21 protein-coding genes and 1 riboswitch are annotated in these 25,453 nt (G+C 65.1%); of the genes, 8 read left to right on the top strand and 13 right to left on the bottom strand.

Annotation, left to right across the window (positions count from 1 at the left end; genetic code table 11):
• Positions 1-578: 578 nt before the first annotated feature.
• The 5 genes from lnt to ACFULT_RS16140 form a co-directional block, all read right to left on the bottom strand.
• Positions 579-2,150, bottom strand: a complete 1,572-nt coding sequence (gene lnt / locus ACFULT_RS16160) for an apolipoprotein N-acyltransferase (RefSeq protein WP_094721619.1) — start codon at positions 2,148-2,150, stop codon at positions 579-581.
• Positions 2,140-3,735 carry an amidohydrolase gene (locus ACFULT_RS16155; RefSeq protein ID WP_378481883.1) on the bottom strand — a complete coding sequence of 532 codons (1,596 nt, stop codon included), beginning with the start codon at positions 3,733-3,735 and terminating at the stop codon, positions 2,140-2,142. The genes lnt and ACFULT_RS16155 overlap by 11 nt, the downstream gene beginning before the upstream one ends.
• A gap of 17 nt (positions 3,736-3,752) precedes the next feature.
• A complete protein-coding gene (locus tag ACFULT_RS16150; protein WP_217900784.1) occupies positions 3,753-4,238 on the bottom strand; it encodes an FxsA family protein in 486 nt (161 codons plus the stop codon).
• Between the two features lie 100 nt (positions 4,239-4,338).
• Positions 4,339-4,998, bottom strand: coding sequence for a response regulator transcription factor (locus ACFULT_RS16145; RefSeq protein WP_037113452.1), 660 nt, complete (start codon positions 4,996-4,998; stop codon positions 4,339-4,341).
• A gap of 15 nt (positions 4,999-5,013) precedes the next feature.
• Positions 5,014-6,174 (bottom strand): sensor histidine kinase, encoded by a 1,161-nt coding sequence (locus ACFULT_RS16140; protein ID WP_037113317.1) that lies wholly within the window; start codon positions 6,172-6,174, stop codon positions 5,014-5,016.
• Positions 6,175-6,191: 17 nt separating this feature from the next.
• On the opposite strand from ACFULT_RS16140, the gene ACFULT_RS16135 reads away from it, so the two are divergent.
• Genes ACFULT_RS16135 through ACFULT_RS16125 form a run of 3 tightly spaced genes read left to right on the top strand, consistent with a single transcriptional unit; the run spans position 6,192 to position 9,861 of the window.
• The gene (locus ACFULT_RS16135; protein ID WP_020110051.1) at positions 6,192-6,959 is read left to right on the top strand and encodes a TSUP family transporter; all 768 of its coding nucleotides are present in this window, start codon (positions 6,192-6,194) and stop codon (positions 6,957-6,959) included.
• Positions 6,941-8,506: a TldD/PmbA family protein gene (locus tag ACFULT_RS16130; protein WP_052059545.1), complete on the top strand. Its 1,566-nt coding sequence runs from the start codon at positions 6,941-6,943 to the stop codon at positions 8,504-8,506. The genes ACFULT_RS16135 and ACFULT_RS16130 overlap by 19 nt, the downstream gene beginning before the upstream one ends.
• Entirely contained in the window at positions 8,503-9,861 is a 1,359-nt protein-coding gene (locus ACFULT_RS16125; RefSeq protein ID WP_094721622.1) for a metallopeptidase TldD-related protein, read from the top strand. Before ACFULT_RS16130 ends, ACFULT_RS16125 begins: the two co-directional genes overlap by 4 nt.
• 29 nt (positions 9,862-9,890) lie before the next feature.
• On the opposite strand, the gene ACFULT_RS16120 is transcribed toward ACFULT_RS16125, so the two are convergent.
• The 4 genes from ACFULT_RS16120 to cobN form a co-directional block, all read right to left on the bottom strand.
• A complete protein-coding gene (locus tag ACFULT_RS16120) occupies positions 9,891-10,316 on the bottom strand; it encodes a VOC family protein (RefSeq protein ID WP_019666244.1) in 426 nt (141 codons plus the stop codon).
• 146 nt (positions 10,317-10,462) lie between these two features.
• Positions 10,463-12,088 carry an amidohydrolase gene (locus tag ACFULT_RS16115; RefSeq protein ID WP_378481882.1) on the bottom strand — a complete coding sequence of 542 codons (1,626 nt, stop codon included), beginning with the start codon at positions 12,086-12,088 and terminating at the stop codon, positions 10,463-10,465.
• 82 nt (positions 12,089-12,170) lie between these two features.
• Complete coding sequence (locus ACFULT_RS16110; RefSeq protein WP_020110055.1) at positions 12,171-12,548, bottom strand: PPOX class F420-dependent oxidoreductase; 378 nt, start codon at positions 12,546-12,548, stop codon at positions 12,171-12,173.
• A gap of 16 nt (positions 12,549-12,564) precedes the next feature.
• Positions 12,565-16,239, bottom strand: coding sequence for a cobaltochelatase subunit CobN (gene cobN, locus ACFULT_RS16105; protein WP_378481881.1), 3,675 nt, complete (start codon positions 16,237-16,239; stop codon positions 12,565-12,567).
• A 1-nt stretch (position 16,240) separates the two neighbouring features.
• Positions 16,241-16,362, bottom strand: a riboswitch (adenosylcobalamin-variant (AdoCbl-variant) riboswitch).
• Positions 16,363-16,431: 69 nt separating this feature from the next.
• Between cobN and ACFULT_RS16100 the strand changes: the two genes are divergently transcribed.
• From ACFULT_RS16100 to cobJ, 4 genes are read left to right on the top strand one after another with little or no spacing between them, the layout of a single operon-like run.
• On the top strand, positions 16,432-17,829 hold the full coding sequence (locus ACFULT_RS16100; protein ID WP_378481880.1) for an alanine--tRNA ligase-related protein: 1,398 nt from the start codon (positions 16,432-16,434) through the stop codon (positions 17,827-17,829).
• Positions 17,830-17,838: 9 nt separating this feature from the next.
• The gene (cobG, locus tag ACFULT_RS16095; RefSeq protein ID WP_255032899.1) at positions 17,839-19,011 is read left to right on the top strand and encodes a precorrin-3B synthase; all 1,173 of its coding nucleotides are present in this window, start codon (positions 17,839-17,841) and stop codon (positions 19,009-19,011) included.
• 31 nt (positions 19,012-19,042) lie between these two features.
• Positions 19,043-19,669, top strand: a complete 627-nt coding sequence (locus ACFULT_RS16090) for a precorrin-8X methylmutase (protein ID WP_037113448.1) — start codon at positions 19,043-19,045, stop codon at positions 19,667-19,669.
• Positions 19,666-21,171, top strand: coding sequence for a precorrin-3B C(17)-methyltransferase (gene cobJ, locus ACFULT_RS16085; protein ID WP_378481879.1), 1,506 nt, complete (start codon positions 19,666-19,668; stop codon positions 21,169-21,171). Before ACFULT_RS16090 ends, cobJ begins: the two co-directional genes overlap by 4 nt.
• On the opposite strand, the gene ACFULT_RS16080 is transcribed toward cobJ, so the two are convergent.
• The 3 genes from ACFULT_RS16080 to ACFULT_RS16070 are packed head-to-tail and all read right to left on the bottom strand — an operon-like array spanning position 21,149 to position 23,888.
• A complete protein-coding gene (locus ACFULT_RS16080) occupies positions 21,149-21,928 on the bottom strand; it encodes a cobalt-precorrin-6A reductase (protein ID WP_378481878.1) in 780 nt (259 codons plus the stop codon). The two genes, cobJ and ACFULT_RS16080, sit on opposite strands and share 23 nt — an antisense overlap.
• Positions 21,907-23,148 carry a precorrin-6y C5,15-methyltransferase (decarboxylating) subunit CbiE gene (gene cbiE / locus ACFULT_RS16075; RefSeq protein ID WP_378481915.1) on the bottom strand — a complete coding sequence of 414 codons (1,242 nt, stop codon included), beginning with the start codon at positions 23,146-23,148 and terminating at the stop codon, positions 21,907-21,909. The genes ACFULT_RS16080 and cbiE overlap by 22 nt, the downstream gene beginning before the upstream one ends.
• A complete protein-coding gene (locus ACFULT_RS16070; RefSeq protein WP_378481877.1) occupies positions 23,127-23,888 on the bottom strand; it encodes an SDR family NAD(P)-dependent oxidoreductase in 762 nt (253 codons plus the stop codon). The genes cbiE and ACFULT_RS16070 overlap by 22 nt, the downstream gene beginning before the upstream one ends.
• 23 nt (positions 23,889-23,911) lie before the next feature.
• Here ACFULT_RS16070 and ACFULT_RS16065 point away from each other — a divergent pair, with 23 nt between their 5' ends.
• On the top strand, positions 23,912-24,328 hold the full coding sequence (locus tag ACFULT_RS16065; protein ID WP_378481876.1) for a PPOX class F420-dependent oxidoreductase: 417 nt from the start codon (positions 23,912-23,914) through the stop codon (positions 24,326-24,328).
• On the opposite strand, the gene ACFULT_RS16060 is transcribed toward ACFULT_RS16065, so the two are convergent.
• Positions 24,306-25,451, bottom strand: a complete 1,146-nt coding sequence (locus ACFULT_RS16060) for a Xaa-Pro peptidase family protein (protein ID WP_037113299.1) — start codon at positions 25,449-25,451, stop codon at positions 24,306-24,308. The two genes, ACFULT_RS16065 and ACFULT_RS16060, sit on opposite strands and share 23 nt — an antisense overlap.
• Between the last annotated feature and the right edge of the window lie 2 nt (positions 25,452-25,453).

Genomic DNA, 25,453 nt, shown 5'->3' with positions numbered 1-25,453 from the left:
CGTCGAAAGAGACGACGAACGCAGCGAAGAATTGTCGGGGACAGTTGCCGAGGCACTAGCAGTCAACAGTCATTTCCGTTCCGAGCGTGGTTCAGCAACTGGGCCCTGGTCGAGTACAGGTCTATCGGTACGGCTATCCGCCTGCCCGACCGTTCACAGTTGGTTCGTTGCGCGCTACGGTCGGGATTGGGTGCGGAAAGAAGTCGAAAAAAGGCTCGATGACGGTTTTCGAGGCTCTCGACGAGCCTGAGGATCGATTCGGAACAATTAGTTGAATTCGATAGTCGAGCAACGCACACACCATCGACGACCCCTCCCGTACGTACACGTCACCGACCGCGCAATTGTGGGGAATTGCGCGCCAACGATCAGTTGCGATCCAGGGACCACAGCGGTCTACAAACATACAATAAGAACCCGCCGGTTTTGTAGCGGATCACTATTGAAGAATCGAGCCTACGTCACGATTCGTTACACGAATCGCGCTCTCGAACAGGCCGACCACGAATCCTCCGTCCGAATGACAGTTCAACATTCTCGAGAACTGTTTACGTGCGAGTATCAGAATTCGAGCCTGTTTATCGTGCATTTTCGGACATCGAGTTCTTTTTTCGGTTGACCACTGCAGCGCCGATCACGAACACCCCGGCCAGCACGCTCAGCAGATATTCCGGCCACTGCCCTACTGCGGTGGCAACCGTCGTGTCGGTCCGAAGAGCAACACGTTGAACGAGAACCTCCGGTACGAACAGATCGCTCGCTTGTTGGACGTCGCCCCGGGGAGACACTGTCGCACTGATTCCGCTCGTCGCGGCGACAACGACCTCCCGGCCGTGCTCGACCGCGCGAATGCGGGACATCGCCAACTGCTGATACGTCATCTCGGTGTCACCGAAGGTCGCGTTGTTCGTGGGGATTGCGATGAACTCCGCACCCGATCGAACGGACTCGGTCAACGCTCGGTCGAACGCCACCTCGTAACAGGTCGCGATTCCGACCGCCACGTCTGCGGCATGGACGACACCGTTGCCTGTGCCGGGCACGAAATACCCGGCACGATCGGCATATTCGGAGAACAAACGAAAGAAACTTCGGTAGGGCAAGTACTCACCGAAAGGTTGAATGATCTTCTTGTCGTGACGTTCACCCGGACCGTCGGCGCCGTCCCAGGCGATGACCGAATTGGTGGTGGTCCGGTCATCGTTGACCAGAACGGAACCGACCAGAATCGGAGCACCGACGGCCTCCGACGCCTCGGTGATCAGTGCCGCCGCGTCCGCGTTTCGCAACGGATCTATGTCCGAAGCGTTCTCGGGCCACACGACGATGTCCGGTGCGGCCGCTCTGCCCGCCGCCACGTCGTCGGCCAGGCGTAACGTCTCGCGGACATGGTTGTCCAACACCGCTCGTCGCTGCGCGTTGAAGTCCAGGCCCAACCGAGGAACACTCCCCTGCACGGCCGCTACGGTGATGGATCGTTCGTCACCGGACTCCTGAGCAGGCGCCAGAGTCGGTAACAGTGCGAGCGCGGCAACCGACGCGACCACGGTGGTAGCCGTGGCGGTCGCCCATCGGCCACGCGAACGTGGCCCGAGGATGCACGCCACGAGCGCTGCGATTCCGCACCCTGTCAGCGCCACACCGAAACTCAGCAGCGGCGCTCCACCGACACTCGCCAATGGAAGCAGAAATCCGTCCGGCTGGCCGAACGCGAGCCTGCCCCAAGGAAATCCGCCGAACGGAAACGACGATCGCGCCCACTCGACGAGACTCCACGCCAGCGCAATCGACAACGGCCACCACCGAGACCTCGCGAGGACAGCTGCCAGGACGCCGAAGATTCCGATGAACACGGACTCGGCGACGGCGAGAGCCAACCACGGTAACGGCCCGACGTACACCCCGATCCAGGGAAGCAGCGGGACGAAGAAGCCGAGGCCCGCCACGAACCCGTACCCGAAGCCGGCCTTCTTCGACTGGCGATGCGGTGATCCGATGCCCAGCACGACCCCGACGAGGATCGCGATCCCGACCGGGGCGAGGAACCACAGGTGCCGAGGCGGAAAGCTCGCGAACAGCAGTAGGCCGGCCCCGGCGGCGATGACGGTGGAAACACCGACGCGCAGGATCGCGCGCGGATCACGCTTCATGGATCACTCGTCCGCGATGCACCGTGCGCAGGCACCGAGGACTCGGCGACAGCGGATCGAGCGCCGGCAGCGGGGGTACTCCGGCCCTCGGATCGGTCGACCACCGCGCAACCGAATCGGCGGGTGCTCGTACCACCAGCTCGTCGGCATCCCAGACGGCGTAGCTCGCGGGGGCGCCAGGAAGCAACGTGCCTGCCAGACCGTCGCGCACTCCGCCTGCTCGCCACGCACCTCTGGTGGCGGCCGAGAATGCCGCCCGTGGTGACACCGCGCTCCCGGGTGTGCGATGTCCGACTGCGAATCGGAGAACGCCCCACGGATCGACGGTCGTCACCGGGGCGTCCGATCCGAACGCGAGGGACACACCTCTCGATGCGAGCGACGCGAACGGGTTGAGCGCCCGCGCCCGGTCCACACCGAGTCTGGATGCATACAAAGCATCGTCACCACCCCACAACCCGTCGAAGGCCGGTTGCATGCTGGCGATGACCCCGAGGGATGCGAGAACGTCCGCCTGAGCGTCCGACACCATCTCGAGATGCTCGATCCGGTGCCCGAGCGCAGCTACCGCCGGACCGCCGAACACCTCGGCGGTCCGGAGCAACGCCGAGGTGACTGCGGCGACGGCGCCGTCTCCGATCGCATGGAATCCTGCCTGAATGCCGGCTTCCGTGCACGCGGACAGATGCGCGGTGATGGACTCGACGTCCTGAAAGGCGATGCCGGTGCCGGTGTGATCGGCGTAGGGCTCGGTCAGCCACGCAGTGTGGGAGCCGATGGATCCATCGACGAACAGGTCTCCACCCAGCGCGGCCGCGCCCGTCGACGAAAGCAGGTCGCGGGCGTGCTCGGCGCTGGTGGCCAGTTCGCCCCAGTAGCCGCGCACCTCGACTCCGTGTTCCGTAGCCGACAACTCGGCGAAGTCGGTCGAGCCCGAGATGTCCGGGCCGGCACACTCGTGGACCGCGCAGACACCCTGGGCCGCATACAGATTCAACGCCGCAAGCCGGGCCCGGGCGCGCAGGGGCGATCCGATCAACGCCCGCGCCGTGGACCGGACCGCGTGGTGGGCGTCTGCCGTCACGGGCTGCTGCGGGTGGAACCCCAACTGCGAGCCGGTGATGCCGCTCGCAGCTCGAAGTGGCGTCGAGCAGGCGGCCGAATGTGCATCGATCCGCGACAGATACACGTTCCTGCCCGGCGCGATCGCATCCAGATCGGCAGTCGTCAGAGCACCACCATCGCTCCACGCGGAATCATCCCAACCTTGTCCCCACACGACGTCGTCGGACGTCCGCTCGACATACCGACGGATTCGATCCAGGCAGTCCGCCCGGGACACAGCTTCCGTCAGATCCAGTCCGACGACGGACAACCCGAGCGCCGTCGTGTGCACGTGCGAATCGACGAACGCAGGCGCGACGAACGCGCCTGCGAGATCGATTTCCTCGGCTCCCGGATGCAGAGCTCTGCCGGTGCGATCCTCGCCGGTCCATGTCACGACACCGTCGGTGACGGCCATCGCCGTTGCGTCGGGTGCCGTCGGGCTGTAGATCCGTCCACCGAGGAGCAGTTGGGTACTCACGACAGACCAGTCTGCCCTCAGCGAGTCGGCTTCTGGAAATCCTGGGGCTGCGCTTCGATGATCAAACCGGACGGCCGCGGGCTCGTCGATTCCGGGACGACCTCGCCGTCGATGACCGTCGGTCGCATCCGCGCCGTGGTCGCGGCGACAGTGGGCATCCACCGTGCGGCGGCGAGCAGGACCAACGGCCGCAGCGCCCACCTCGTGAACGGCAACAGGAGCAGGATGCCGAAGAGCGACGTCACCAGACCGGGCACGAACATAGCCACTGCACCTATGGCGAACAGCACACCGTCCGCGACTGCGACACCGGGCGCGCGCTCACCACGTCCGGCGGCGCGCAAGCCGTCCATCACCCGTCGACCCTGAGACCGGACCAGAATCAGGCCGACAGCCGATCCCGCCAGCAACAGCAGCACGGTCCACAGCACACCGATGGCGCTTCCTACTGCGACCAGGGCCGCTACCTCCACGATCACGTACAGAAGAAAGAGAGCAAACACCGTCGTTCCTTTCGTTGCCTGTAGCGACAACGAACGAAGTGGTCTGGAATACTCCCGAACCCTGCGAGATCTTCGTCTTTTATCAGAAACCGGGGCGCCTCTACGACCCCGGACGAACGAGTCCGGTCTCGTAGGCGAGGACCACAGCCTGCACCCGGTCACGCAGACCGAGTTTCGTGAACATGCGACCGACGTGGGTCTTGACCGTCGCCTCGGACAAGCTGAGTCGCTGCGCGATCTCGGCGTTCGACAATCCCGTCGCCAGCAGCTCGAGGACTTCGCGCTCGCGGTCCGTCAGAGCGTCGAGCATCGCGGGATCACGTAACGGGGTGGCCTCGTCTGCGACCAATCTCGTCAGCAACCGCTTGGTGACCTTGGGCGAGACGACGGCATCGCCCCCGGCGATGCTGCGAATGGCGGACACCAGATCGTCCGGTGGAGTGTCCTTGAGAAGGAACCCGCTGGCACCGGCACGGATCGCGCCCAGCACATGCTCGTCCAGATCGAAAGTCGTCATCACCAGCACCCGCGAATGCGACGCCGAGGACGTGATCTGCTCGGTGGCCTCCACACCGTCGATGCCGGGCATCCGAACGTCCATGAGAACGACGTCGGGCTGCAAGTCGGCCACCGCCTCCAACGCCGCTGTGCCGTCGGCGGCCTCACCGACGACGTCGATATCGTCCTGCGCGTCGAGCACCATCGTCAGTCCCATACGCATGAGTTCCTGGTCGTCGACGATGAGAACGGAAATCGGCACCTGCACAACCTATCTTCACTCGAGCGGTAGCTCCGCTCGAACTCGCCACCGACCGTCCGAAATCCTGCCCGCCTCCAGCGTTCCCTGCAGAACTGCGACGCGCTCCCGCATACCCAGCAAGCCGTTTCCGGTCCCTTCGACGGCGATGGGCTGGGCACCGACACCACTGTTGAGAATCTCGACGAGCACGTCCTCGTCGCGACGGACCACAGACACCGACGCCTTCGGGGCATGTCCACCGTGCCGAAGCACGTTCGTCAGCGATTCCTGGACCAGCCGGTGGACACCCAGGCTGATCGCCGGACTGATGTCGTCGAGATTGCCGGTCTGTTCCAGCTCCACGTTCAAGCCGGCCCTCGACATCATGTCCACCACCTTCGCCAGGCCCGCAGTGCCGTACATCGGCATGTCGTCCGCATGCGGGTTGGTGCGCAGCAGCGCAACCGTGCGCCGCAGTTCGGCGAGAGCAGCGCGCCCCGTCGCGGAAATGTTCGCCACTGCCTGCTCGGCACGCTCGGGGTCCTTGCGGATCGCATACGACGCACCGTCCGCTTGGACGACCATCACGCTCACTCCGTGGGCGATCACGTCGTGTAACTCTCGGGCGATCCGTGTGCGCTCCATCGCCACCGCGTCCTCCGCGCGTCGATCACGGTCGTACTCCGCAACGGCGAGCCTCGCCTCGACCGCCTCGTCGTAGGCCCGCCGCGCGCCGAGGAACTCTGCCGCCAGCCAGGCCAGCGCATACATCAGCACCGTGAACAGAATCGATGTGAACGGGTCCTGATCCAGGAAGACCAACGACACCGCCCCGTCGATCGCCACGGCAACGAGGTAGATCGCACCGTCGCGACGACCGACATACGCCACCAGCGTGTACAGCATGATCGGAAGCGCGAGCAGCGACGGATGCAGACTGGTCGTGTCCCCCACCGCATGCCCGGTCAGAACACTCAGGATGGACACGGTCAGTACCGCTCCGGACACGGTTCGCGGGTGACGCCTGCGCCACGCCACCGGAGCCGACACGGCCACTGCTACCAGCACGAACAACGGCCACTGCACATCGGTGGCCGAGCCGACGAACACGATGGCGTCCATCAGGAACAACGCGCAGGCCAGGAGAGAATCCGCGACGAAGGGCTTGCCCCTGAGCCACAGGCTGAATCTGCGCATGTGATTGAGTTTGCCGTATGACGGCTGCCGACTGGGGATTGCTCATGGTCGCCGCGTTCAGCGCCGGGTGGGTCGATGCCGTCGTCGGAGGCGGCGGCCTCATTCTGCTTCCGGCACTGCTCGTCGTCGCCCCTGGATTGTCCGCACAAGCCGCTTTGGCGACGAACAAGATGACCGCAGTGTTCGGAACGTGCGCAGCCGTCGTCACCTTCGCTCGCAAGATAAAGATCGAATGGCGAGTGATGGCGCCTGCAGGCCTTGCCGCAGCCGTCACGTCGGCATGCGGTGCGGCCGCAGTCTCTCTCATCGACCGCGACCTGTTCATTCCGATCATCATGGTCGTCCTCGTGGGAGTCGCCATCCTGGTGACGGCGCGGCCGACGATCGGCACTGTGGCTGCCCACAATCCACCGAGTCGACGCAAGTTTCTCGTGGTGGTCTTCCTGGCGGCGGGTGCATTCGGCTTCTACGACGGAATCCTCGGACCGGGCACCGGCACGTTCTTCATCATCGCGTTCGCCACCCTGCTCGGTACCGAGTTCGTCCGCAGTGCGGCGATGGCGAAAGTGCTGAACCTCGGTTCCAACGTCGGCGCTTTGGCCTTCTTCGCGATCACTGGCCACGTGCTGTGGCAATTGGGTGCTGCGATGGCCGTGTGCAATGTGATCGGCGCGCTGCTCGGGTCGAGGACCGCACTGTCGAGGGGATCGGGTTTCGTCCGAATCGTGCTGTTGGTGGTCGTGATCGGCATGGTTGTCCGCCTGGGATGGCAACAGTTCGGCTAATCTCCATCCCTGTGACCCTGCCTCCGCACACGCACGCACGCACCGTCGATGCGGATTTTCTCGAACTCCCTCTGAAAGCACTGGCCGGTGCCGCACTGGACGCGGCGAGGCGAGCCGGGGCATCCCACGCGGACTTCCGAGTCCACCGGTTGGTCACCCAGTCACTGAACATGCGCGACAGCATCGTTCAGTCGGCGGTGGACAGTTCGGAGATCGGTCTTGCGGTCCGTGTGGTCGTCGACGGAACGTGGGGGTTCGCTTCCGAATCCGAGCTGTCGGAAGCGTCTGCCGCACACGCAGCGCAGTCCGCAGTCTCGGTGGCACGGGCACTGCGCTCGCTCAACCGCGAATCCGTCGAACTGGCCGACGAACCTGTGTACCGCGACGCGGCGTGGGTGTCCCCGTACACCGTCGATCCGTTCTCGGTCCCGACGACGGAGAAAGTAGAGCTTCTCGCCGCCTACTCGGATTCCCTCCGCACCGCCGAGGGCATCGATCACGTCACCGCGTCCGTCCTGCAGGTAAAGGAGCAGACGTTCTACGCCGATCTCGCCGGCAGCTCCATCACCCAGCAGCGGATTCGCCTGCACCCACAGTTCGAGGCCACCACGGTCGACCACGAGGCAGGCGCGTTCGAGACGATGCGCACGTTGGCACCTCCCACCAGTCGCGGATGGGAGTATCTCGGCGCCGGCAGCACATGGGACTGGTCCGACGAACTGGAGCGGATTCCTTACTGGTTGTCGGAGAAAGTGAAGTCTCCGACGGTCACCCCCGGCAATCTGGACCTGGTCATCGACCCGACCAACCTGTGGCTCACCATCCACGAATCGATCGGCCATGCAACCGAATACGATCGTGCCATCGGATACGAGGCCGCCTACGCGGGCACTTCGTTCGCCACGCCGGACAAGTTGGGGACGCTGAAGTACGGCAGTGACCACATGCACGTCACTGCGGATCGCACCGAACAGCACGGACTCGCAAGCATCGGATACGACGACGACGGCGTCGCCGCGCAGCAGTGGGACCTGGTCAAGGACGGCGTACTCGTCGGCTACCAGCTCGACCGCGTGTTCGCCCCCAGACTCGGCCTGCCTCGTTCTAACGGCTGCTCGTACGCCGACTCGCCGCACCACGTACCGATCCAACGCATGGCCAACGTGTCGCTTCGACCGGACCCCGACATCGACCGCACAGTCGACGATCTCGTAGCCGAAGTCGAGGACGGCATCTACATCGTCGGCGATAAGTCCTGGTCCATCGACATGCAGCGGTACAACTTCCAGTTCACCGGCCAACGCTTCTTCAGGATCCGGAACGGCCGGCTCGACGGCCAGGTTCGCGACGTCGCGTATCAGGCGACGACAACAGACTTCTGGGGTTCGATGGAACTGGTCGGCGGCAAATCCACCAGGCGGCTCGGCGGTGCGTTCAACTGCGGCAAGGCACAACCCGGGCAAGTGGCGGCGGTCAGCCACGGATGTCCGGCTGCACTGTTCCGCGGAGTCAACGTGCTCAACACTCGATCGGAGGCAGGCCGATGATCGCCGGACACGAGGTTATCGAACGTGCACTGACTGCGGCGACGGTCGACGAGACGATCGTGATCGTCACCGATTCCAGCGAAGCCTCGCTTCGCTGGGCAGGCAACTCGATGACCACCAACGGCATCTCGACGCTTCGACGTTGGACTGTTGTCTCGATCGTCCGCACCGACGCAGGCGCCCGCGTCGCGACCGTGTCCTCCACGTCGGTCGAACCCGCGGACATCGCAGGCGTCGTCGCCGCATCGGAACGAGCAGCACGCGCGGCCGGTGTCGCCGAGGATTCGATGCCGCTTCTGACGGGCACGAGCGTGCCGGACGGCTGGGAGGCACCGTCGCAGCGAACGAACATCGATGTGTTCGGTTCGCTCACCGGGGACCTGTCGACGGGGTTCGACGGCACGGACCAGCTCTACGGATTCGCACACCACCAGGTGGAGACGGTGTGGCTGGGAAGTTCGACCGGGCTTCGCAACCGATACACCCAACCGACAGGATCGGTCGAGATCAACGGCAAACGGGGTGACGCCAGCGCGTGGGTCGGCACCGGAACCACGCGATTCGACGACGTCGCGGTGGACTCACTGCTGGCCGATCTCTCCACGCGCCTCGACTGGGCCGAGACGCGCGTCGACCTCCCCGCAGGGCGGTACGAGACGATCCTTCCCCCGTCGGCAGTCGCAGATCTGATGATCTATCTGATGTGGACGATGGAGGGGCGGGGCGCGCAGGAAGGACGAACCGCCTTGTCGCGAGCGGGTGGCACTCGGATCGGTGAGAAACTGGGCACTCTCGACCTGACGTTGTTCTCCGATCCAGCTGTACAGGGACTCGAGTACTCGCCGTTTCTGGCAACTGGATCGTCCAACGACTCGGTGTCCCTGTTCGACAACGGTCTCCCGACCTCACGCGTCGACTGGATCGATCACGGCGTCATCAACGCCCTCGCCTATCCGCGCTTCGCAGCCGAGGAGTATTCGGCTCCGGTGACCGTGCCCGGCGACAACTTGATCCTGACCGGTGGCGTCACGTCCATGGAGGACATGATCGCCGACACCGAACGTGGCCTGCTTCTGACGACTCTGTGGTACATCCGCGAAGTCGATCCCACGTCGTTGCTGCTGACCGGCTTGACACGAGACGGCGTGTACCTCGTCGAGGACGGCGAAGTCGTCGGATCGACGAACAACTTCCGTTTCAACGAAAGCCCGCTCGACCTGCTCCGACGAGCAAGCCAAGCGGGCATCAGTTCGCCGACACTACCTCGGGAATGGAAGGACTGGTTCACGCGAACGGCGATGCCGCCGTTGCGCATTCCGGACTTTCACATGTCCTCGGTCAGCGCTGCTCAGTAGTATCAGCGCGGCCCAGTAGTCGTCGACACCTACTCGGCCGGTCCCGAGACCTCGAGTGCGATGTTGTCGGGGTCGCGGAACTCGAGGATCGCGAGGCCGGGGCCTCCGCTCTTGATTCCCTCGTGCGCGATACCCAATCGGTCGAGAGTGTCCACCGCATCCTGCAGCGCCTGACGACTGTCCACGCCGAAACTCAGGTGATCGAGCCCTGCACGATCCGCGTCGAAGTTGTCGTCGTCCGGTGCGACGGGACGGAGACCGAACAGTCCGCCGGGGAACTGATAGATGACTCCACCGAACAGAAACCACAGGGATTTCTTGGTCTCCTCATCGGCATTCGGGTCGTACTCGAACGCCACATCGAAACCGAACACGTCGTCGTAGAACTTTCGCGAGACGTCGATGTCGCTGACCGTGAGTCGGACATGGTGGAAATCCGTAGCTGCAATAGGCACGGTGCTTCTCCGCTCTGGTGGCCTCTGCCACCCGTTGTTCGTCCTCTATCCGACACCGCCCTGCCTTGTCGTCCGCAGGCCGCCGATCTACATGTACCCACTTGCGCATATCGGAATCAGACAGAATCCGACCGAATGACAACGCGTCACGCGGACCCGTCGTACACCTGCACACCGCCCAGATAGGTCGCGAGAACGTCCAGGTCCGCGATGGTCTCCGGTGGGACGTCACGGGGGTCGGCGGACAGAACGACGAAATCCGCGTACTTGCCGACCTCGATCGATCCGATGACGTCGTCGGAGAACAACTGCCAGGCGGCATCGATGGTCTGCGCGCGGATGGCCTGATCGACCGTCAGGCACTCTTCCGGGGCGGACACCGATCCGCTGGGCGTCGTTCTGGTCACCGCCACGGCGATGTTGCGCAGCGGTTCCTCTGGTGTGACCGGCGGGTCGTTGTGCAGCGAAATCCTCATGCCTGCTGCGACGGCAGACCCGGCAGGCATCCAACGGCTACCGTGCTCGGGACCGAACAGTCCGTCCACCAGGACGTCTCCCCAATAGTGGATCTGATCGACGAACAGACTGCACGTGACACCGAGAGCCACAGCACGCCTCAACTGATCCTGCCGGATCGCGCCGACGTGTTCGAGCCGAAGCCGGTGATCGGAACGAGGATGACGGCGAAGCACACTGTCGTAGACATCGAGAATCGTGTCGATCCCGTTGTCTCCCATCACGTGACACGCGATCGGCCAGCCGCGCGGGAAGTAGGCGTCGACGATCTCGGTCAGTTGTGCGCGGGTGTAGTTGGCGTGTCCGCAGGACCCGGGTTCGACGCCGATGCTGCGGGTCGCGTCGGTGTCCAGGTACGGGAACGACAGATCTATGTTGCCGATCCACGGCGAGCCGTCCACCCAGATCTTGATTCCGGTGTGCCTGACCATGTCGTCCCCAGCCCCAGGATCGGTGCTCGCCGTCATCGCCGGATTCGACATCTCGTAGGTCCGGAGCCGGACGGTCAACGCTCCGGACTCCTCGAACCCGGCCACCAGCGGCCCGAATTTCGGGTCGTACGCCATCTCGGAACACGTCGTCAGGCCGGCACGGTTCAGCCGTGCACATTCAGCGGCAAGCATGGCCGGATAACCCCCTGCGGTCATCGCACCCGCGACGAGCGGAAACACCGCTCCGGTCTCCCGCGCGGTCCCGTCCAGCTCGCCGTCGACGTCTCGGCCGTACGCCGCGCCTTTGGGGTCGGGGGTGTCTCGATCCAGACCCAGGCTCCGTGCTGCTGCCGAATTGAAGAACGCGAGATGCCCGGAATTGTGCAGAACGACCAGAGGTGTTGCCGGCGCGATCGAGTCCAGCCAGTCCAGTGTTGGATCGGGAAGTCCGTGCTGCAACAGTGCATCCCAGCCGCTGAGGAACGCTCCGTCGTCACCGCGTCTGACGACTTCGCTCCGTATCGCGTCCAGGATTTGCGTCGGATCGGTCATCGTCACCGGGCGGATGTCGACCATCCGATCCGAGAGCACCAACGCTTCCATGAGCGGATGACCGTGGGCCTCGACCAACCCCGGCAGCACGCATCCGTCGCCGACGTCGATCACCCGGGTGGCGGGCCCGACGAGACGTTCTGTTTCGGACCGAGAGCCGACGGCCACGATTCGGCCGCCTCTCACACCGACGGCTTCGGCGGTGGGACAGGACGGATCGACCGTCAGAATGCGGCCGAGAAGTACCAGGTCTGCGTCACCGAAGTCCGACATGAGCGCCAGTATGGCGCCCGGCGCGTGCAATCACCGCCAGATTCGAAGCGACTACGCCCCATGACCACCGCATCTCACCCGATCATGATGGGACGACGGAAATGCCGACCGTCCCCGATTTGCCACGACGCAGTGAACTGCCCTTCACCGTCAGCCACCCGAGGATGCCGTACTTCGACGCGATCGCCGCACGTGCCTGCTCGGTACCTGCCGCATCGAGGATCTCGGCGACGCCGTCCACCGCCGCACCTTCGACCTTGCCACGCGCAGTGCACGGCGCAACCGTCACCTTCGCGTTTCTCTTGATCCGCTTGACCTTCCACGAGTCCGTCGTCGTCCACACCAGCAGCCGGTCGCCGTCGCGCGCCCCCCACAGCGGCGTCGCGACGGGCGTGCCGTCCTTCTTGAACGTGGTGAGCGACACGTACTTGCCGTCGGCGATCTCCTGGAACGTGGCCATGCCGACCAGGATACGGCTATTCGCCCTCGAGGTCGCCTTCCGTTTCCAGGTAGACCTGGCGCAACCCATCGAGGATGTGCTGGTCCGGTTCCGCCCACATCTTGCGTTCCACGGCCTCGAGCAGCCTTTCGGCGATACCGTGCAGCGCCCACGGGTTGGACTGCTGCATGAACTTCTGATTCTGCTCGTCCAACACGTACGTCTCGGCCAGCTTCTCGTACATCCAGTCCGCGACGACGTCGGTGGTGGCGTCGTACCCGAACAGATAATCGACGGTCGCCGCCATTTCGAATGCGCCCTTGTATCCGTGCCGACGCATCGCCTCCAGCCACCGCGGGTTGACGACGCGTGCACGGAACACGCGTGCCGTCTCCTCCGACAACGTGCGGGTCCGCACCGATTCCGGCCGCGTGCTGTCGCCGATGTATGCCTCGGGCGACTTCCCCGTCAGCGCGCGGACGGTGGCGACCATGCCGCCGTGGTACTGGAAGTAGTCGTCGGAATCGGCGATGTCGTGCTCACGCGTGTCGGTGTTCTTGGCAGCGACGGCAATTCGTTTGTACGCCGTACGCATGTCGTCCGACGCAGGAACGCCGTCGAGTCCGCGTCCGTACGCGAACCCACCCCAGGTCGTGTAGACCTGGGCCAGATCCTCGTCGCTCCGCCAGGTCTTGCTGTCGATCAGCTGTAGCAGCCCTGCACCGTAGGTGCCCGGCTTCGAACCGAAAATGCGCGTCGTGGAACGACGTTCGTCACCGTGCTCGGCGAGGTCCGCCTGCGCGTGCGCACGTACGTAGTTCTGCTCCGCCGGCTCGTCCAACGCAGCCACCAGACGAACCGCGTCGTCGAGCAACGCCAGAACGTGTGGGAAGGCGTCACGGAAGAACCCACTGATGCGAACGGTCACGTCGATGCGCGGCCTACCGAGTTCTTCGAGGCCGATGACCGCAAGCGTGGTGACACGCCGCGACGCTTCGTCCCACACCGGCGAGACCCCGAGGAGCGCGAAGACCTCGGCCACATCGTCTCCCGACGTGCGCATCGCCGACGTGCCCCACACCGACAACCCGACCGATTTCGGCCACTCGCCGTGATCGTTCCGGTACCGAGCCAGCAGCGACTCCGCCATCGCCTGCCCGGTTTCCCAGGCCAGCTTCGACGGCACGGCCTTGGGGTCGACCGAATAGAAGTTGCGCCCGGTGGGGAGCACGTTGATCAAGCCGCGCAACGGCGAACCGCTGGGGCCCGCAGGGATGAATCCACCGTCGAGGGCGTGCAGAACCTGCTCGATCTCGCGCGAGGTACCGCGCAGACGCGGGACCACCTCGGCCGCGGCGAACTTCAAAATCTCGGCAACAGTGGGACCGTGCTCCCCCGCGACTTCCTCGGCTCGGGAGGGATCCCACTGCGTGAGCTGCATCGCCGCGACCAAACCGTGAGCGATCTCCTCGACCTCGTCGACCCGGACGCGCTCCTCGTCGCCGTCCTCGCTGAGGCCGAGAGCCTCGCGCAAGCCGGGAACCGACTGCTCACCGCCCCACATCTGACGGGCGCGGAGCATGGCCAGCACGAGCTCGACCTCGGCGTCGCCGACGGGTTCGGAACCGAGCACATGGAGACCGTCGCGAATCTGCACGTCCTTGATCTCGCACAGCCACCCATCGACATGCAGGAGCATGTCGTCGAACACTTCTTCGTCGGGTCGTTCCTCGAGCCCCAGATCGTGGTGCATCTGAGCGGCCGTCATGAGCGTCCAGATCTGCTGGCGAATCGCAGGCAACTTCGCTGGATCCAGCGCCGAGATGTTCGCGTGCTCGTCGAGTAGTTGTTCGAGACGTGAGATGTCGCCGTAGCTTTCCGCGCGGGCCATCGGAGGAATCAGATGGTCGACGAGGGTGGCGTGCGCACGCCGCTTCGCCTGGGTGCCCTCGCCCGGATCGTTGACGAGGAACGGATAGATGAGCGGCAGGTCACCGAGAGCTGCGTCGGTTCCACACGAGGCGGACATGCCCAGAGTCTTACCCGGCAGCCATTCGAGGTTGCCGTGCTTGCCGAGGTGCACCATCGCATCGGCTCCGAAACCGCCGTTCTCCGCGGACGCCTGAATCCAGCGATACGCCGCCAGATAGTGATGGCTCGGAGGCAGGTCCGGGTCGTGGTAGATGGCAACAGGCTTCTCCCCGAATCCACGAGGCGGCTGAACCATGATGACGACGTTGCCGAACTGCATTGCGGCAATGACGATCTCGCCTTCGGGATCGACCGACCGGTCCACGTACATATCGCCCGGAGCGGGACCCCAATGTTCCTCGACCGCCGACGTGAGATCCTCGGGTAGTTCCTCGAACCACGTCCGGTACTGCACGGCCGAGATACGGATGGGGTTGCCCTCGAGCTGCTCGGAGGTGAGCCAGTCCGGATCCTGACCGCCGCGCGCGATCAGCGCGTGGATCAGAGCGTCACCGTCACGCGCTGCGAGACCCGGAATGGCGTCGGGACCGTCCAGCGGACCCAGATCGTAACCTGCGGTCCGCATCTCGGACATCAAGGCGATCGCACTGGCCGGAGTGTCGAGGCCGACGGCATTGCCGATCCGGGCATGCTTGGTCGGGTACGCCGAGAACATCAGCGCGATCCGCCGGTCCGCCGCCGGGATGTGCCGAAGCCGTGCGTGACGTACGGCGATACCCGCGACGCGCGCCGCTCGTTCGTGATCGGGAACGTACGTGGTGAGTCCGTCGTCGTCGATCTCCTTGAACGAGAACGGAACGGTGATGAGTCGGCCGTCGAACTCGGGAACGGCCACCTGGGTGGCGACGTCGAGCGGCGAGAGGCCGTCGTCGTTCTCCTCCCACGTCGCGCGACTGCTCGTCAGACACAGTCCTTGCAGAATGGGAACGTCGAGGGCGGCGAGTTCGGCGACGTCCCACGCCTCGTCGTCTCCGCCTGCCGACGCACCTGCGGGTTTGGTGCCGCCGGCCGCCAACACGGTCACGATCATCGCGTCGGCGGACTTCAGAGTGTCGAGCAGCGCGGGTTCGGCGGTGCGCAACGACGCGCAGAAGATGGGAAGCGCGCGGCCACCCTTGGCTTCGACAGCCGCGCTCAGAGCTTCGATGTACGCCGTGTTCCCGGCGAGATGCTGGGCGCGATAGTACAAGATCGCAACGACAGGAGCGGAGCCTGCGGAGTGACCAGGAGAGACAGGAGCGGAGCCTGCGGAGTGACCAGGAGAGACAGGACTTGAATTTGTGTCGTGGCTGGGTTGACGGTCGAGGGTGCCCCAGGTGGGGGTGTGCATCGGCGCCGCGAATCCGTGTCCGGTCAGCAGCACGGTGTCGGAGAGGAATGCGAAGAGCTGTGCGAGGTTGTCCGGCCCGCCTTCGGCGAGGTAGTTGTGGGCCTGCGCGGCGACGTTGCCGGGAACGGTGGACAGTTCCATGAGTTCGGCGTCGGGTGCCTGTTCGCCGCCGAGAACGACGACCGGGAGTCCGGTCGCGAGGACTGCGTCCACGCCTTCTTCCCACGATCTCTTCGATCCGAGGATGCGGAGCACGATCAGATCTGCGCCGTCGGCCAGGATCGGGACGTCGCCGGCGAGGAGCCGTGACGGGTTGCCCCACCGGTAGTCGACCCCGCTGGCGCGCGCCGACAGCAGATCGGTATCCGACGTGGACAGCAACAAGATCACGGGTAACACCCTCCTGGGGTTTTCGCGCCCCTGGTCGTTCTACGTGGCAGCTTCGGAGAGGGTCTGGCTGTGACAGTGGCGCGACCGCACCGGACTTGCACCGGATTTCCTCTCGGCCGAAGCCTTCTGGTGGGGAATGCTACCGAAGTGAATCCGCTGCCGTGGACACCCGTTCGCTCGTAGCATCGAACGATGGATGCACGGGACATACGCAGCGCGTACCTGCAGTTCTTCGCCGACCGTGGCCATCGGGCGATCGAACGAGCGTCGCTGGTGCCCGTGGGCGACCCGACGACCCTGTTCAACGGCAGCGGTATGCAGCAGCTACTCCCCTATCTGCTGGGGGCCGAGCACCCCGAGGGGACGCGTCTGACCGACAGTCAGCCGTGCGTTCGCGTGCAGGACATCGAAGAGGTCGGCGACAACCGGCACACGACGTTCTTCGAGATGCTCGGCAACTGGAGTCTCGGCGACTACTTCAAGGATCAGCAGATTCCGTGGTTCTGGGAGTTCCTCACCGGTGTCGTCGGCCTCGATCCCGCCCGGATCTTCGTGTCGTGTTTCGCCGGCGACGAGCGGTATTCGATACCGAAGGACACCGAGAGCGCCGACGTGTGGGCGTCGATGTTCGCCGCAGCGGGCATCGACGCGGGTCGTGTCGATCTCGGCACGGAGGAAAACGGCGGCCGAGTCGGTAGCAACGGGGCCAGGATCGCGTTCTACGGCGCGAAGAACTGGTGGTGCCGCGCGGGCTCGGCCGATGCGATGCCGGTCGGGGAACCCGGCGGCCCGGATTCCGAGGTGTTCTACCTTTATCCCGACGTTCCTCACGACACTGCATACGGCGAGTTCTGCCACCAGAACTGCGATTGCGGGCGCTACATCGAACTCGGCAACTCGGTGTTCATGCAGTACGTGCGGACCCCGGACGGATTCGACACGCTGCCGCGCCGCAACGTCGATTACGGAGGTGGACTCGAACGCATCGCGGCCGCGGCGATCGACAGTCCCGACGTGTTCCGTAGCTCTCTGCTGTGGCCGATAGTCGAACAATTGGAAGCTCTGACCGGTGCGACGTACGCCTCCCACACCGCGGCCATGCGGGTGGTGGCCGATCACCTGCGCGGTGCCGTGTTTCTCGCAGTGGACGGCGTGCGTCCCGGCAACAAGGAGCAGGGGTACGTGATGCGCCGGTTGATTCGGCGCGCCGTTCGATTCGCTTTCGACCTCGGCGTGGAGCAGAACTTCGTGCAGGACGTGGTCCCGACGATCGCCGGGGTGTACCGCAGTGCGTATCCCGAGGTGGACCGGCGTCACGACGAGATCATCGCAGTACTCGTGAAGGAGGAGAAGGCCTTTCGGCAGACACTGCGTCGGGGGCTGCGGGAACTGGCCAGAATGGCAGACGGACCCGTCACCGGGGAGGAACTGTTCGTCCTCTACGACACCTACGGGTTTCCGGTCGAACTCGGCGTCGAGGAAGCCAGGACGCGTGGTCTGACCGTCAGTGCTCGGTGGCGTACGGAGTTCGACGCGAAGATGCGCGAGCAGCGCGAACGCTCCCGCGCCGCCAACAAGATGCACTTGTAGCCTGAAGAAGTGAGTTCGACCGATCCCCGAGCCGTCCCGGACAAATGCCCGGGCGCCCTGTCCATGCACCAGGCTGCCGACGGTTCGCTGGCTCGCGTGCGCCTACCGGGCGGAATGGTCACTCCGGCGCAGATGCTCGTTCTGTCCGGCGCTGCGACCGATCTGGGCAACGGCTCGATGGAGTTGACGTCGAGAGGCAACGTTCAATTTCGCGCTGTGTCCGACGGAGACGAGCTCGCACGCCGGCTGTCCGATGCGGGTCTGTTGCCGTCGCCGACGCACGAACGAGTGCGCAACATCCTCGCATCGCCACTGACCGGTCGAGTCGGGGGAATCGTAGACGTACGCGACTCGATCGGCCGACTCGACGCCGCCCTGTGTGCGCGGCCGGCACTGGCCGAACTTCCGGGCCGCACACTGTTCGCACTGGACGACGGCCGAGGCGACGTTCTCACGGCGCGCCCGGATTTCGCGGCAGCAGCCGTATCCCCCGAACACCACCTTCCCGGCGATCCAGCGGACGAGGAAGCCCACTACGCGCTGGTTCTCGCGGGTCGGGACTCGGGTGTACGCATTGCCGAAAGCGATGTCGTCGACGTATTGCTGGCGTCAGCTCAGGCGTTCGTGGACCTGCGAACTTCCGAATGGCGGTTGAGCGAGCTCGACGACGGACCCGAACGAGTGCTTGCGGCACTCGGCTCGACTCCGACGGACGCGAACCGCCTCGAGGTGGGAACGTCCTCGACTCCCCCCGTCGGTTGGCTACCGCAGGACGACGGCCGGGTAGCGCTCGGCGGAGCGCTCGCCCTCGGTACGTTGGACGGCCGACTCGCCGAGTTCCTGGCGGCGATCGACAGACCGTTGGTCCTCACCCCCTGGCGCAGCGTCGTGGTGTGCGATCTGGACGAGGGCATGGCCGACACCGTGGTGCGTGTTCTCGCACCGTTGGGTCTGATCTTCGACGAGAACTCACCCTGGATCGATGCCAGTGCCTGCACCGGCTCTCCCGGATGCGAGAAGTCGAATGCCGACGTCCGCGCCGATCTCACCGACGCGATCGACGCAGGCACGGTCGTGCGCGGACGCCGACAGCACTGGTCCGGATGCGACCGTCGGTGCGGTGCGCCGAAAGGAGATGTGCTGAACGTGATCGCCGGACCGACCGGATACCGGGTGTCCTGACCGGTTACCGGCCTGACCTATCGTGAACGCCATGCACGACTACATCCGCGACGGCGCGGAGATCTACCGACAGTCCTTTGCAACCATCAGGGCCGAGGCGGATCTGTCGGCATTCTCCGCGGACATCGCGCAGGTCGTCGTACGGATGATCCACGCAAGCGGCGAGGTCGACCTGACCGAGGTCATCGGCGCCACGGCGAACGTCGTCCGCGACGCGCGCGCAGCGTTGAACTCCGGCGCCCCGATTCTGTGTGATGCCAACATGGTTGCCGCCGGCGTCACCCGTCGGAGGTTGCCCGCGGACAACGAGGTGCTCTGCACGCTGTCCGACCCGCGGGTTCGCGACCTGGCGGACACACTGGGGACCACCAGGACTGCCGCGGCGCTGGAGTTGTGGGGAGACCGACTCGAGGGCGCCGTTGTCGCGATCGGCAACGCCCCGACCGCGCTGTTCCATTTGATGGAAATGCTCGCAGCCGGCGCACCCGCGCCTGCCGCCATCGTCGGAGGTCCGGTCGGCTTCATCGGCGCGGCCGAATCGAAGGAAGACCTCATCGCATCCGGACTCGGCGTCGAGTATCTCGTCGTTCGTGGCCGCCGCGGTGGCAGTGCGATCACCGCTGCAGCCGTCAATGCCATTGCGAGCGAAGACGAATGAGCATCGCTCCTGGCAAGCTATGGGGTGTCGGTATCGGCCCGGGCGACTCGGAACTCGTCACCGTCAAAGCCGCCCGCATCATCGAAGCAGCCGATGTCGTCGCGTTCCACAGCGCGCGTCACGGCCGAAGCATTTCGCGAGGCGTCGCAGCACCGTACATGCGTGACGGTCAGATCGAGGAGCACCTGGTGTACCCGCTCACGACGGAGACCACCGATCACCCGGGCGGATATCAGGGTGCAATCGACGAGTTCTACGAGGAAGCCGCGGCGCGATTGGCGGCCCACCTCTCTGCCGGTCGGGACGTCGCGTTGCTCGCCGAGGGCGATCCGCTGTTCTACAGCTCGTACATGCACATGCACAAACGACTCGTCGGCACCTTCGACGTCGAGGTGATACCCGGCGTGACATCGGTCAGTGCGGCATCTGCTGCGTTGAAGACTCCCCTCGTCGAACGTGACGAGGTGTTCACGGTCCTGCCTGGAACCTTGCCTGCGGAGGAACTGACGCGGCGGCTGGCCGCCACCGACGCAGCAGCGATCATGAAGCTCGGTCGCACCTTCCCGACTGTCGTGCAGGCACTGACCGACGCAGGCAGGCTGGACGAAGCGAGATATGTCGAACGCGCGAGCACGGAGGGCCAGCGCGTCTCGAACGTTGCCGACGTCGACCCGGCAGCGGTTCCGTACTTCTCGATGGTCGTCGTGCCGAGCCCGGCCAACAACGTCGTGTCCCACACTCCCCTGGACGGAAATGGTCGAGTCGGTGAAGTCACCGTCGTGGGCCTCGGTCCGGGTGCGGACAGCTGGACGACCGAGGAGGTGCGTCGAGAACTCGCCCGCGCCACGGACCTCGTCGGATATGTCACCTACCTCGACCGAGTAACGATGCGGCCCGGGCAGATTCGGCACGCGAGCGACAACAAGGTGGAGTCCGAGCGTGCAGCATTCGCACTCGACCTCGCCAAACGCGGTAAGCGTGTGGTTGTCGTCTCGTCCGGTGACCCCGGGGTGTTCGCGATGGCGTCGGCAGTGATCGAGGTAGCGGCTGAACCGCAGTGGGCCGACGTTCCGGTGCGGGTGGTCCCCGGCATGACGGCCGCGAACGCGGTCGCGAGCCGGGTGGGCGCGCCGCTCGGACACGATTATGCGGTCATCTCGCTGTCCGACCGCCTCAAGCCGTGGGACGTGGTCGCGAACAGGATCACTGCTGCCGCGGCCGCCGACATGGTCATCGCCGTCTACAACCCCGCGTCGAAGTCCAGGACGTGGCAGGTCGAGAAGATGCGAGATCTGCTGTTGCAACACCGTAGCCCGCAGACTCCGGTCGTCGTAGGACGCGCGGTGGGCAGCGACGAAGAGTCTGTACACGTCGTCGAACTGGGCGATCTCGACCCGAGTCGAATCGACATGAGGTGCCTGCTGATAATCGGCTCATCGCAGACGCAACTCGTGGAGACCGGAACGGGCCGGCAGGTGTTCACCTCGCGTCGTTACCCCTGACGTGGGCGTGCGCTCGAAGCCAGTCCACGACGGCACCGACGGTGCCTGCACAGAAGTCCGCCCCCGCTTCCCGAGGTCGGTCGATCATCACCACGGGGACACCCAGGCGACGGGCTGCGGCCAACTTCGCGTCCGTCATCGCTCCACCGCTGTTCTTCGTGACCATCGTGTCGATGCGATGAGCCTTCATCAACTCGATTTCGTCGGCCTCTGCGAAGGGTCCGCGCGCGAGCAGCACCTCGTGATGCGGCGGTAGTGCGCCGGTCGGCGGATCGATGCTCCGGACGAGAAACCAGGTGCGCTCGATCCACGCGAAGGCACCGACGTTCTGGCGTCCGATCGTCAGAAACGACCGACGGGACAGGCGCTCGACGGTCTCGGCAGCCTGGGAGACCGATCGGACACGAACCCATCGGTCTTCGGTGGACGGCGTCCATGCAGGACGTACGAGCCTGACCAGCGGTGTACCGGTGGCGCGCGACGCCTGGTGCGCGTTGGACGAGATCGACGTCGCGAACGGGTGCGTCGCGTCGACGACGACATCGACACACTCGCGTTCGAGCCACTGCGTCAGTCCCGTCGCACCACCGAACCCTCCGACCCGCGTTGCACCAGCGGGCAGCTGTGGGTCGTGCACACGCCCCGCCAACGAGGAGACGACATCGAGGAGCGGATCGTCCGCGACGTCCGCGGCGAGCGAACGAGCCTCCGAAGTTCCGCCCAGCAGAAGGATTTTCACCGTTTGACGGCTGTCCATTGCGTGACGGGCATCTGGGGCCTCCAACCGGTGAAGGATCCCAGCGGTTCTGCCCGGTAGATCTGAAATCTGCGCAGTGAACCGCCGAATCTCGAAAGACACTGCAGAAGCAATGATTCCGACTCGGCGGTGACCGCGTTGGCAACCAGTCGCCCACCCACGCGAAGCCGGTCCCAGCAGGCGTCGATCATGGCGTCGTTGGTCAGACCGCCACCGATGAACACGGCGTCGGGCACATCGTCGGGTACGTCCTCGAACGCATTGGGTGCACGACCGAGTACTCGAAGGCCTGGCACTCCCAACGTCGATGCGTTGGCAATTATCTGCGCTCGTCTGGGGACTGCGGATTCGAAAGCTACTGCCCGGCATCGTGGGTGAATTCGCATCCACTCGATGGAGATGGAACCCGAACCGCCTCCGACGTCCCACAGCAGCTCACCGGGCGCGGGAGCGAGTGCACTCACGGTCAAGGCACGGACCTCGGCTTTGGTCAACTGCCCGTCCCCGGAGTAGGCCTCGTCGGGTAGACCCGGAACACGGGTGAGGCGGCCCGACCCGTCGTCGGCGACACAGTCGATTGCGACGACGTTGAGCGGGTCTCCGGCCGGGTGGGTCCACGAGCCGGCCTCACCCGCCACGGACCGCTCGGAGGATCCACCCAGTTGTTCGAGCACGATCATCGGCGACGTGGAATAGCCTGCCTCGCAGAGCTTTTCGGCGACCGCTGCCGGCGTGTCCTGATCCCGCGACAGAACGACGATGCGTGCACGGTGGGCCAGCGCCGCGACAAGTGCGCTGGGCGGCGTGTTGACCAGATTCACGGTGGCCACCTCGTGCACCGCCCAACCGAGTCTGGCACAGGCGAGCGACACCGAGGACGGAGCGGGGACGACATGCAGTCTCGCTGCCCCGAATTCCCGCGCGAGCGTTACCCCGATGCCGTGGAACATCGGATCGCCGCTCGCGAGAACGCAGATTTTTCGGCCGTCCCATTCCGAGAACGAGGTGTGCAGGCTGGGGACGAGCGGGGTCGGCCACCGGCGAGCCTTCTCCGACGGAACCGGTGTCGAGTCGAGTTGACGCCTGGACCCGAAGACGACGTCGGCCTCCGACACGAGGGCCCGTGCCGACTCGGCGAGTCCGTCCCACCCGTCGGCACCGATCCCGACGACGGAGATGGGTTGCACCTGCGGCGACATCACCGAGGTGCCTTCCGCCACAACCACTGTGGTACGAACCTGATTGCGAAGTAGATCGGCGCGAGGATGCCGGGAATCCAGACGCTCGACTTGTCGGCAGCCAGCGCCGAGTCGACCGCGTCGGCTACTTGCCCTGGAGTGCTCGAGAACGGAGCCGGAGACATGCCCTTCGTCATCGAGCCGATGACGAATCCGGGGCGAACGAGCAACAGGCTGACGCCCGACCCTCGCAGTGCGTCGGACAACCCCGTCGCGAATCCGTCCAGACCGGCCTTGGCCGATCCGTACACGTAGTTCGCCTTCCGCACACGCACTCCCGCGACGGACGAGAACACGACGATTCGGCCAGTCCCCTGGGCGCGGAGAAGGGTGGCGACGCGAGTCAAGACTGCGGCCTGTGCAACGAAGTCGGTGTGCAGAATCGCCGCTGTGTGAGCAGCATCCTTCTCGGCACGTGCCTGATCGCCGAGGATCCCGAACGCAAGAACAACGGTTGACAGGGGTCCGTGCTCGGCGACAACCGACTCGAGGACGGCGCCGTGCGACCCGAGATCGTCGGCGTCGAACTCGACCGTTGCCACTGTCGTCGCACCTGCGGCCACGACCGCGGCGACTTGTTCGGTCAGATCTGTGCTTCGGCGTGCGGCAAGCACGACGGTCCGGCCGGACGCCAGACGTGTGGCGAGTTCGAGCCCTATCTCGCTACGTCCGCCGAGAACGAGAACCGTGCCTTCGGGTGCAGTGGTCGTCACGACGGTCATTGTGGCCGATTACCGTGTGCATCATGGTCACCACCCCCGCATCCCTGACACCCGACGCCGCGGAGTTCCTCACCGAACGCCATCTCGCGACGCTGACCACCCTGCGCAGCGACGGTACTCCGCACGTCGTCGCCGTCGGATTCACCTGGGATCCCGACGGTGGGTTCGCTCGGGTGATCACCGGACGCGCAACGCAGAAGGCACTGAACGCCTCCCGCGGCGGATACGCGGCCGTGAGCCAGATCGACGGCGCTCGGTGGTTGACGCTGGAGGGCACGTCGGAGGTGTTGACCGATCGCGCCGACGTGGTCGACGCCGAGAATCGTTACGCCGCGCGGTACCGAGTCCCTCGGGAGAACCCCGAGCGCGTGGTCATCCGCATCACGGTCCGGCGTGTGCTCGGTTCACGGTCGCTGCTCACGGCAACGGCAACACCGTGAGTCCGTGTGGGCGGAGATTGACCGACTCACACCCGTCGGCGGTGACGATCACGATGTCCTCGATCCGGGCTCCCCACTGTCCGCGGAAGTAGATTCCCGGTTCGATGCTGAACGCCATCCCCTCGGTGAGTTCGATGTCGTTGCCGGACACGATGTACGGCTCCTCGTGGACCGACAGGCCGATTCCGTGGCCGGTGCGGTGGAGGAACGCCTCGCCCAGCCCTTCCGCCGCCAGGACCTCCCGGGCTGCGGCATCGACGGACTCGGCCGAGACACCAGGACGCACCCGGTCCACGGCGGCCTGTTGCGCGCGTTCGAGGACGGCGTACTGCGCCGCCACGTCGTCGGAGGGCTCGCCGAGGACGTACGTGCGAGTCGAGTCGGAGTTGTAACCCGGCGTCACTGGTCCACCGATGTCGATGACCACGACGTCGCCTGCTTCGATGGCACGATCGGACACCTCGTGGTGCGGATCGGCGCCGTGTGGACCGGACCCGACGATGATGAACGCTGCTTCTGTGTGTCCTTCCTCCAAGATGGCGGCTGCGATGTCCTCCGCGACGTCGGCTTCGGTTCGTCCGACTTTCAGAAAATCACCCATGCGGGCATGGACTCGGTCGATGGCCTGGCCCGCGCGACGCAACGCATCGATCTCCGCCTCGTCCTTGACCATACGGAGACGGCGCAGAACGTCGGTAGCCAGAACCGGTACTACACCGAGCCGGTTCGCCACCGGAACGAAATGCAGCGCGGGCATCGCGTCGTCGACCGCGGTCGTGGCGCCCGCGGGCAGCGCCGCTGCGATGATCTCGTACGGACTCACTCCGTCCACCCAATCGGCGAGCTCGAGCCCGAGATCGGCAATCGCCGAGTCCTTCAGCGCGGCAAGTTCCATCCTCGGGACCACCACCGTCGGTGTCGCACCACTCGACGGCACGACGAGACAGAGAAGACGCTCGAACGAACTCGCCCGCGAACCCAGCAGATACTGGAAGTCCGGTCCTGGTGAAATCAGCAGTGCGTCGAGGCCGGCCTCGGAGGCGAATTCGGCCGCACGTGCAAGTCGCGACGCGTAGGTCTCCGACGGGAATCTGGCTGCAGACTGTGTGGAAGTGGAACTCATGA

Origin of the sequence: Rhodococcus sp. NPDC057297 (assembly GCF_042667435.1) — a bacterium.
Taxonomy (GTDB): domain Bacteria; phylum Actinomycetota; class Actinomycetes; order Mycobacteriales; family Mycobacteriaceae; genus Rhodococcoides.
Note: the sequence above shows the minus strand (reverse complement) of the source record. Positions and strands in the feature narration are given on the sequence as shown.

What these genes read in the sequence shown, in the direction of transcription:
- ACFULT_RS16080 (WP_378481878.1), bottom strand. Translation starts at nt 21,928, where the DNA reads ATGGACAGCCGTCAAACGGTGAAAATCCTTCTGCTGGGCGGAACTTCG.
- ACFULT_RS16140 (WP_037113317.1), bottom strand. Translation starts at nt 6,174, where the DNA reads ATGCGCAGATTCAGCCTGTGGCTCAGGGGCAAGCCCTTCGTCGCGGAT.
- ACFULT_RS16100 (WP_378481880.1), top strand. Translation starts at nt 16,432, where the DNA reads ATGGATGCACGGGACATACGCAGCGCGTACCTGCAGTTCTTCGCCGAC.
- lnt (WP_094721619.1), bottom strand. Translation starts at nt 2,150, where the DNA reads ATGAAGCGTGATCCGCGCGCGATCCTGCGCGTCGGTGTTTCCACCGTC.
- ACFULT_RS16090 (WP_037113448.1), top strand. Translation starts at nt 19,043, where the DNA reads ATGCACGACTACATCCGCGACGGCGCGGAGATCTACCGACAGTCCTTT.
- ACFULT_RS16070 (WP_378481877.1), bottom strand. Translation starts at nt 23,888, where the DNA reads ATGACCGTCGTGACGACCACTGCACCCGAAGGCACGGTTCTCGTTCTC.
- ACFULT_RS16060 (WP_037113299.1), bottom strand. Translation starts at nt 25,451, where the DNA reads ATGAGTTCCACTTCCACACAGTCTGCAGCCAGATTCCCGTCGGAGACC.
- cobJ (WP_378481879.1), top strand. Translation starts at nt 19,666, where the DNA reads ATGAGCATCGCTCCTGGCAAGCTATGGGGTGTCGGTATCGGCCCGGGC.
- ACFULT_RS16065 (WP_378481876.1), top strand. Translation starts at nt 23,912, where the DNA reads ATGGTCACCACCCCCGCATCCCTGACACCCGACGCCGCGGAGTTCCTC.
- ACFULT_RS16135 (WP_020110051.1), top strand. Translation starts at nt 6,192, where the DNA reads ATGACGGCTGCCGACTGGGGATTGCTCATGGTCGCCGCGTTCAGCGCC.
- ACFULT_RS16115 (WP_378481882.1), bottom strand. Translation starts at nt 12,088, where the DNA reads ATGTCGGACTTCGGTGACGCAGACCTGGTACTTCTCGGCCGCATTCTG.
- ACFULT_RS16130 (WP_052059545.1), top strand. Translation starts at nt 6,941, where the DNA reads ATGGCAACAGTTCGGCTAATCTCCATCCCTGTGACCCTGCCTCCGCAC.
- ACFULT_RS16125 (WP_094721622.1), top strand. Translation starts at nt 8,503, where the DNA reads ATGATCGCCGGACACGAGGTTATCGAACGTGCACTGACTGCGGCGACG.
- ACFULT_RS16110 (WP_020110055.1), bottom strand. Translation starts at nt 12,548, where the DNA reads ATGGCCACGTTCCAGGAGATCGCCGACGGCAAGTACGTGTCGCTCACC.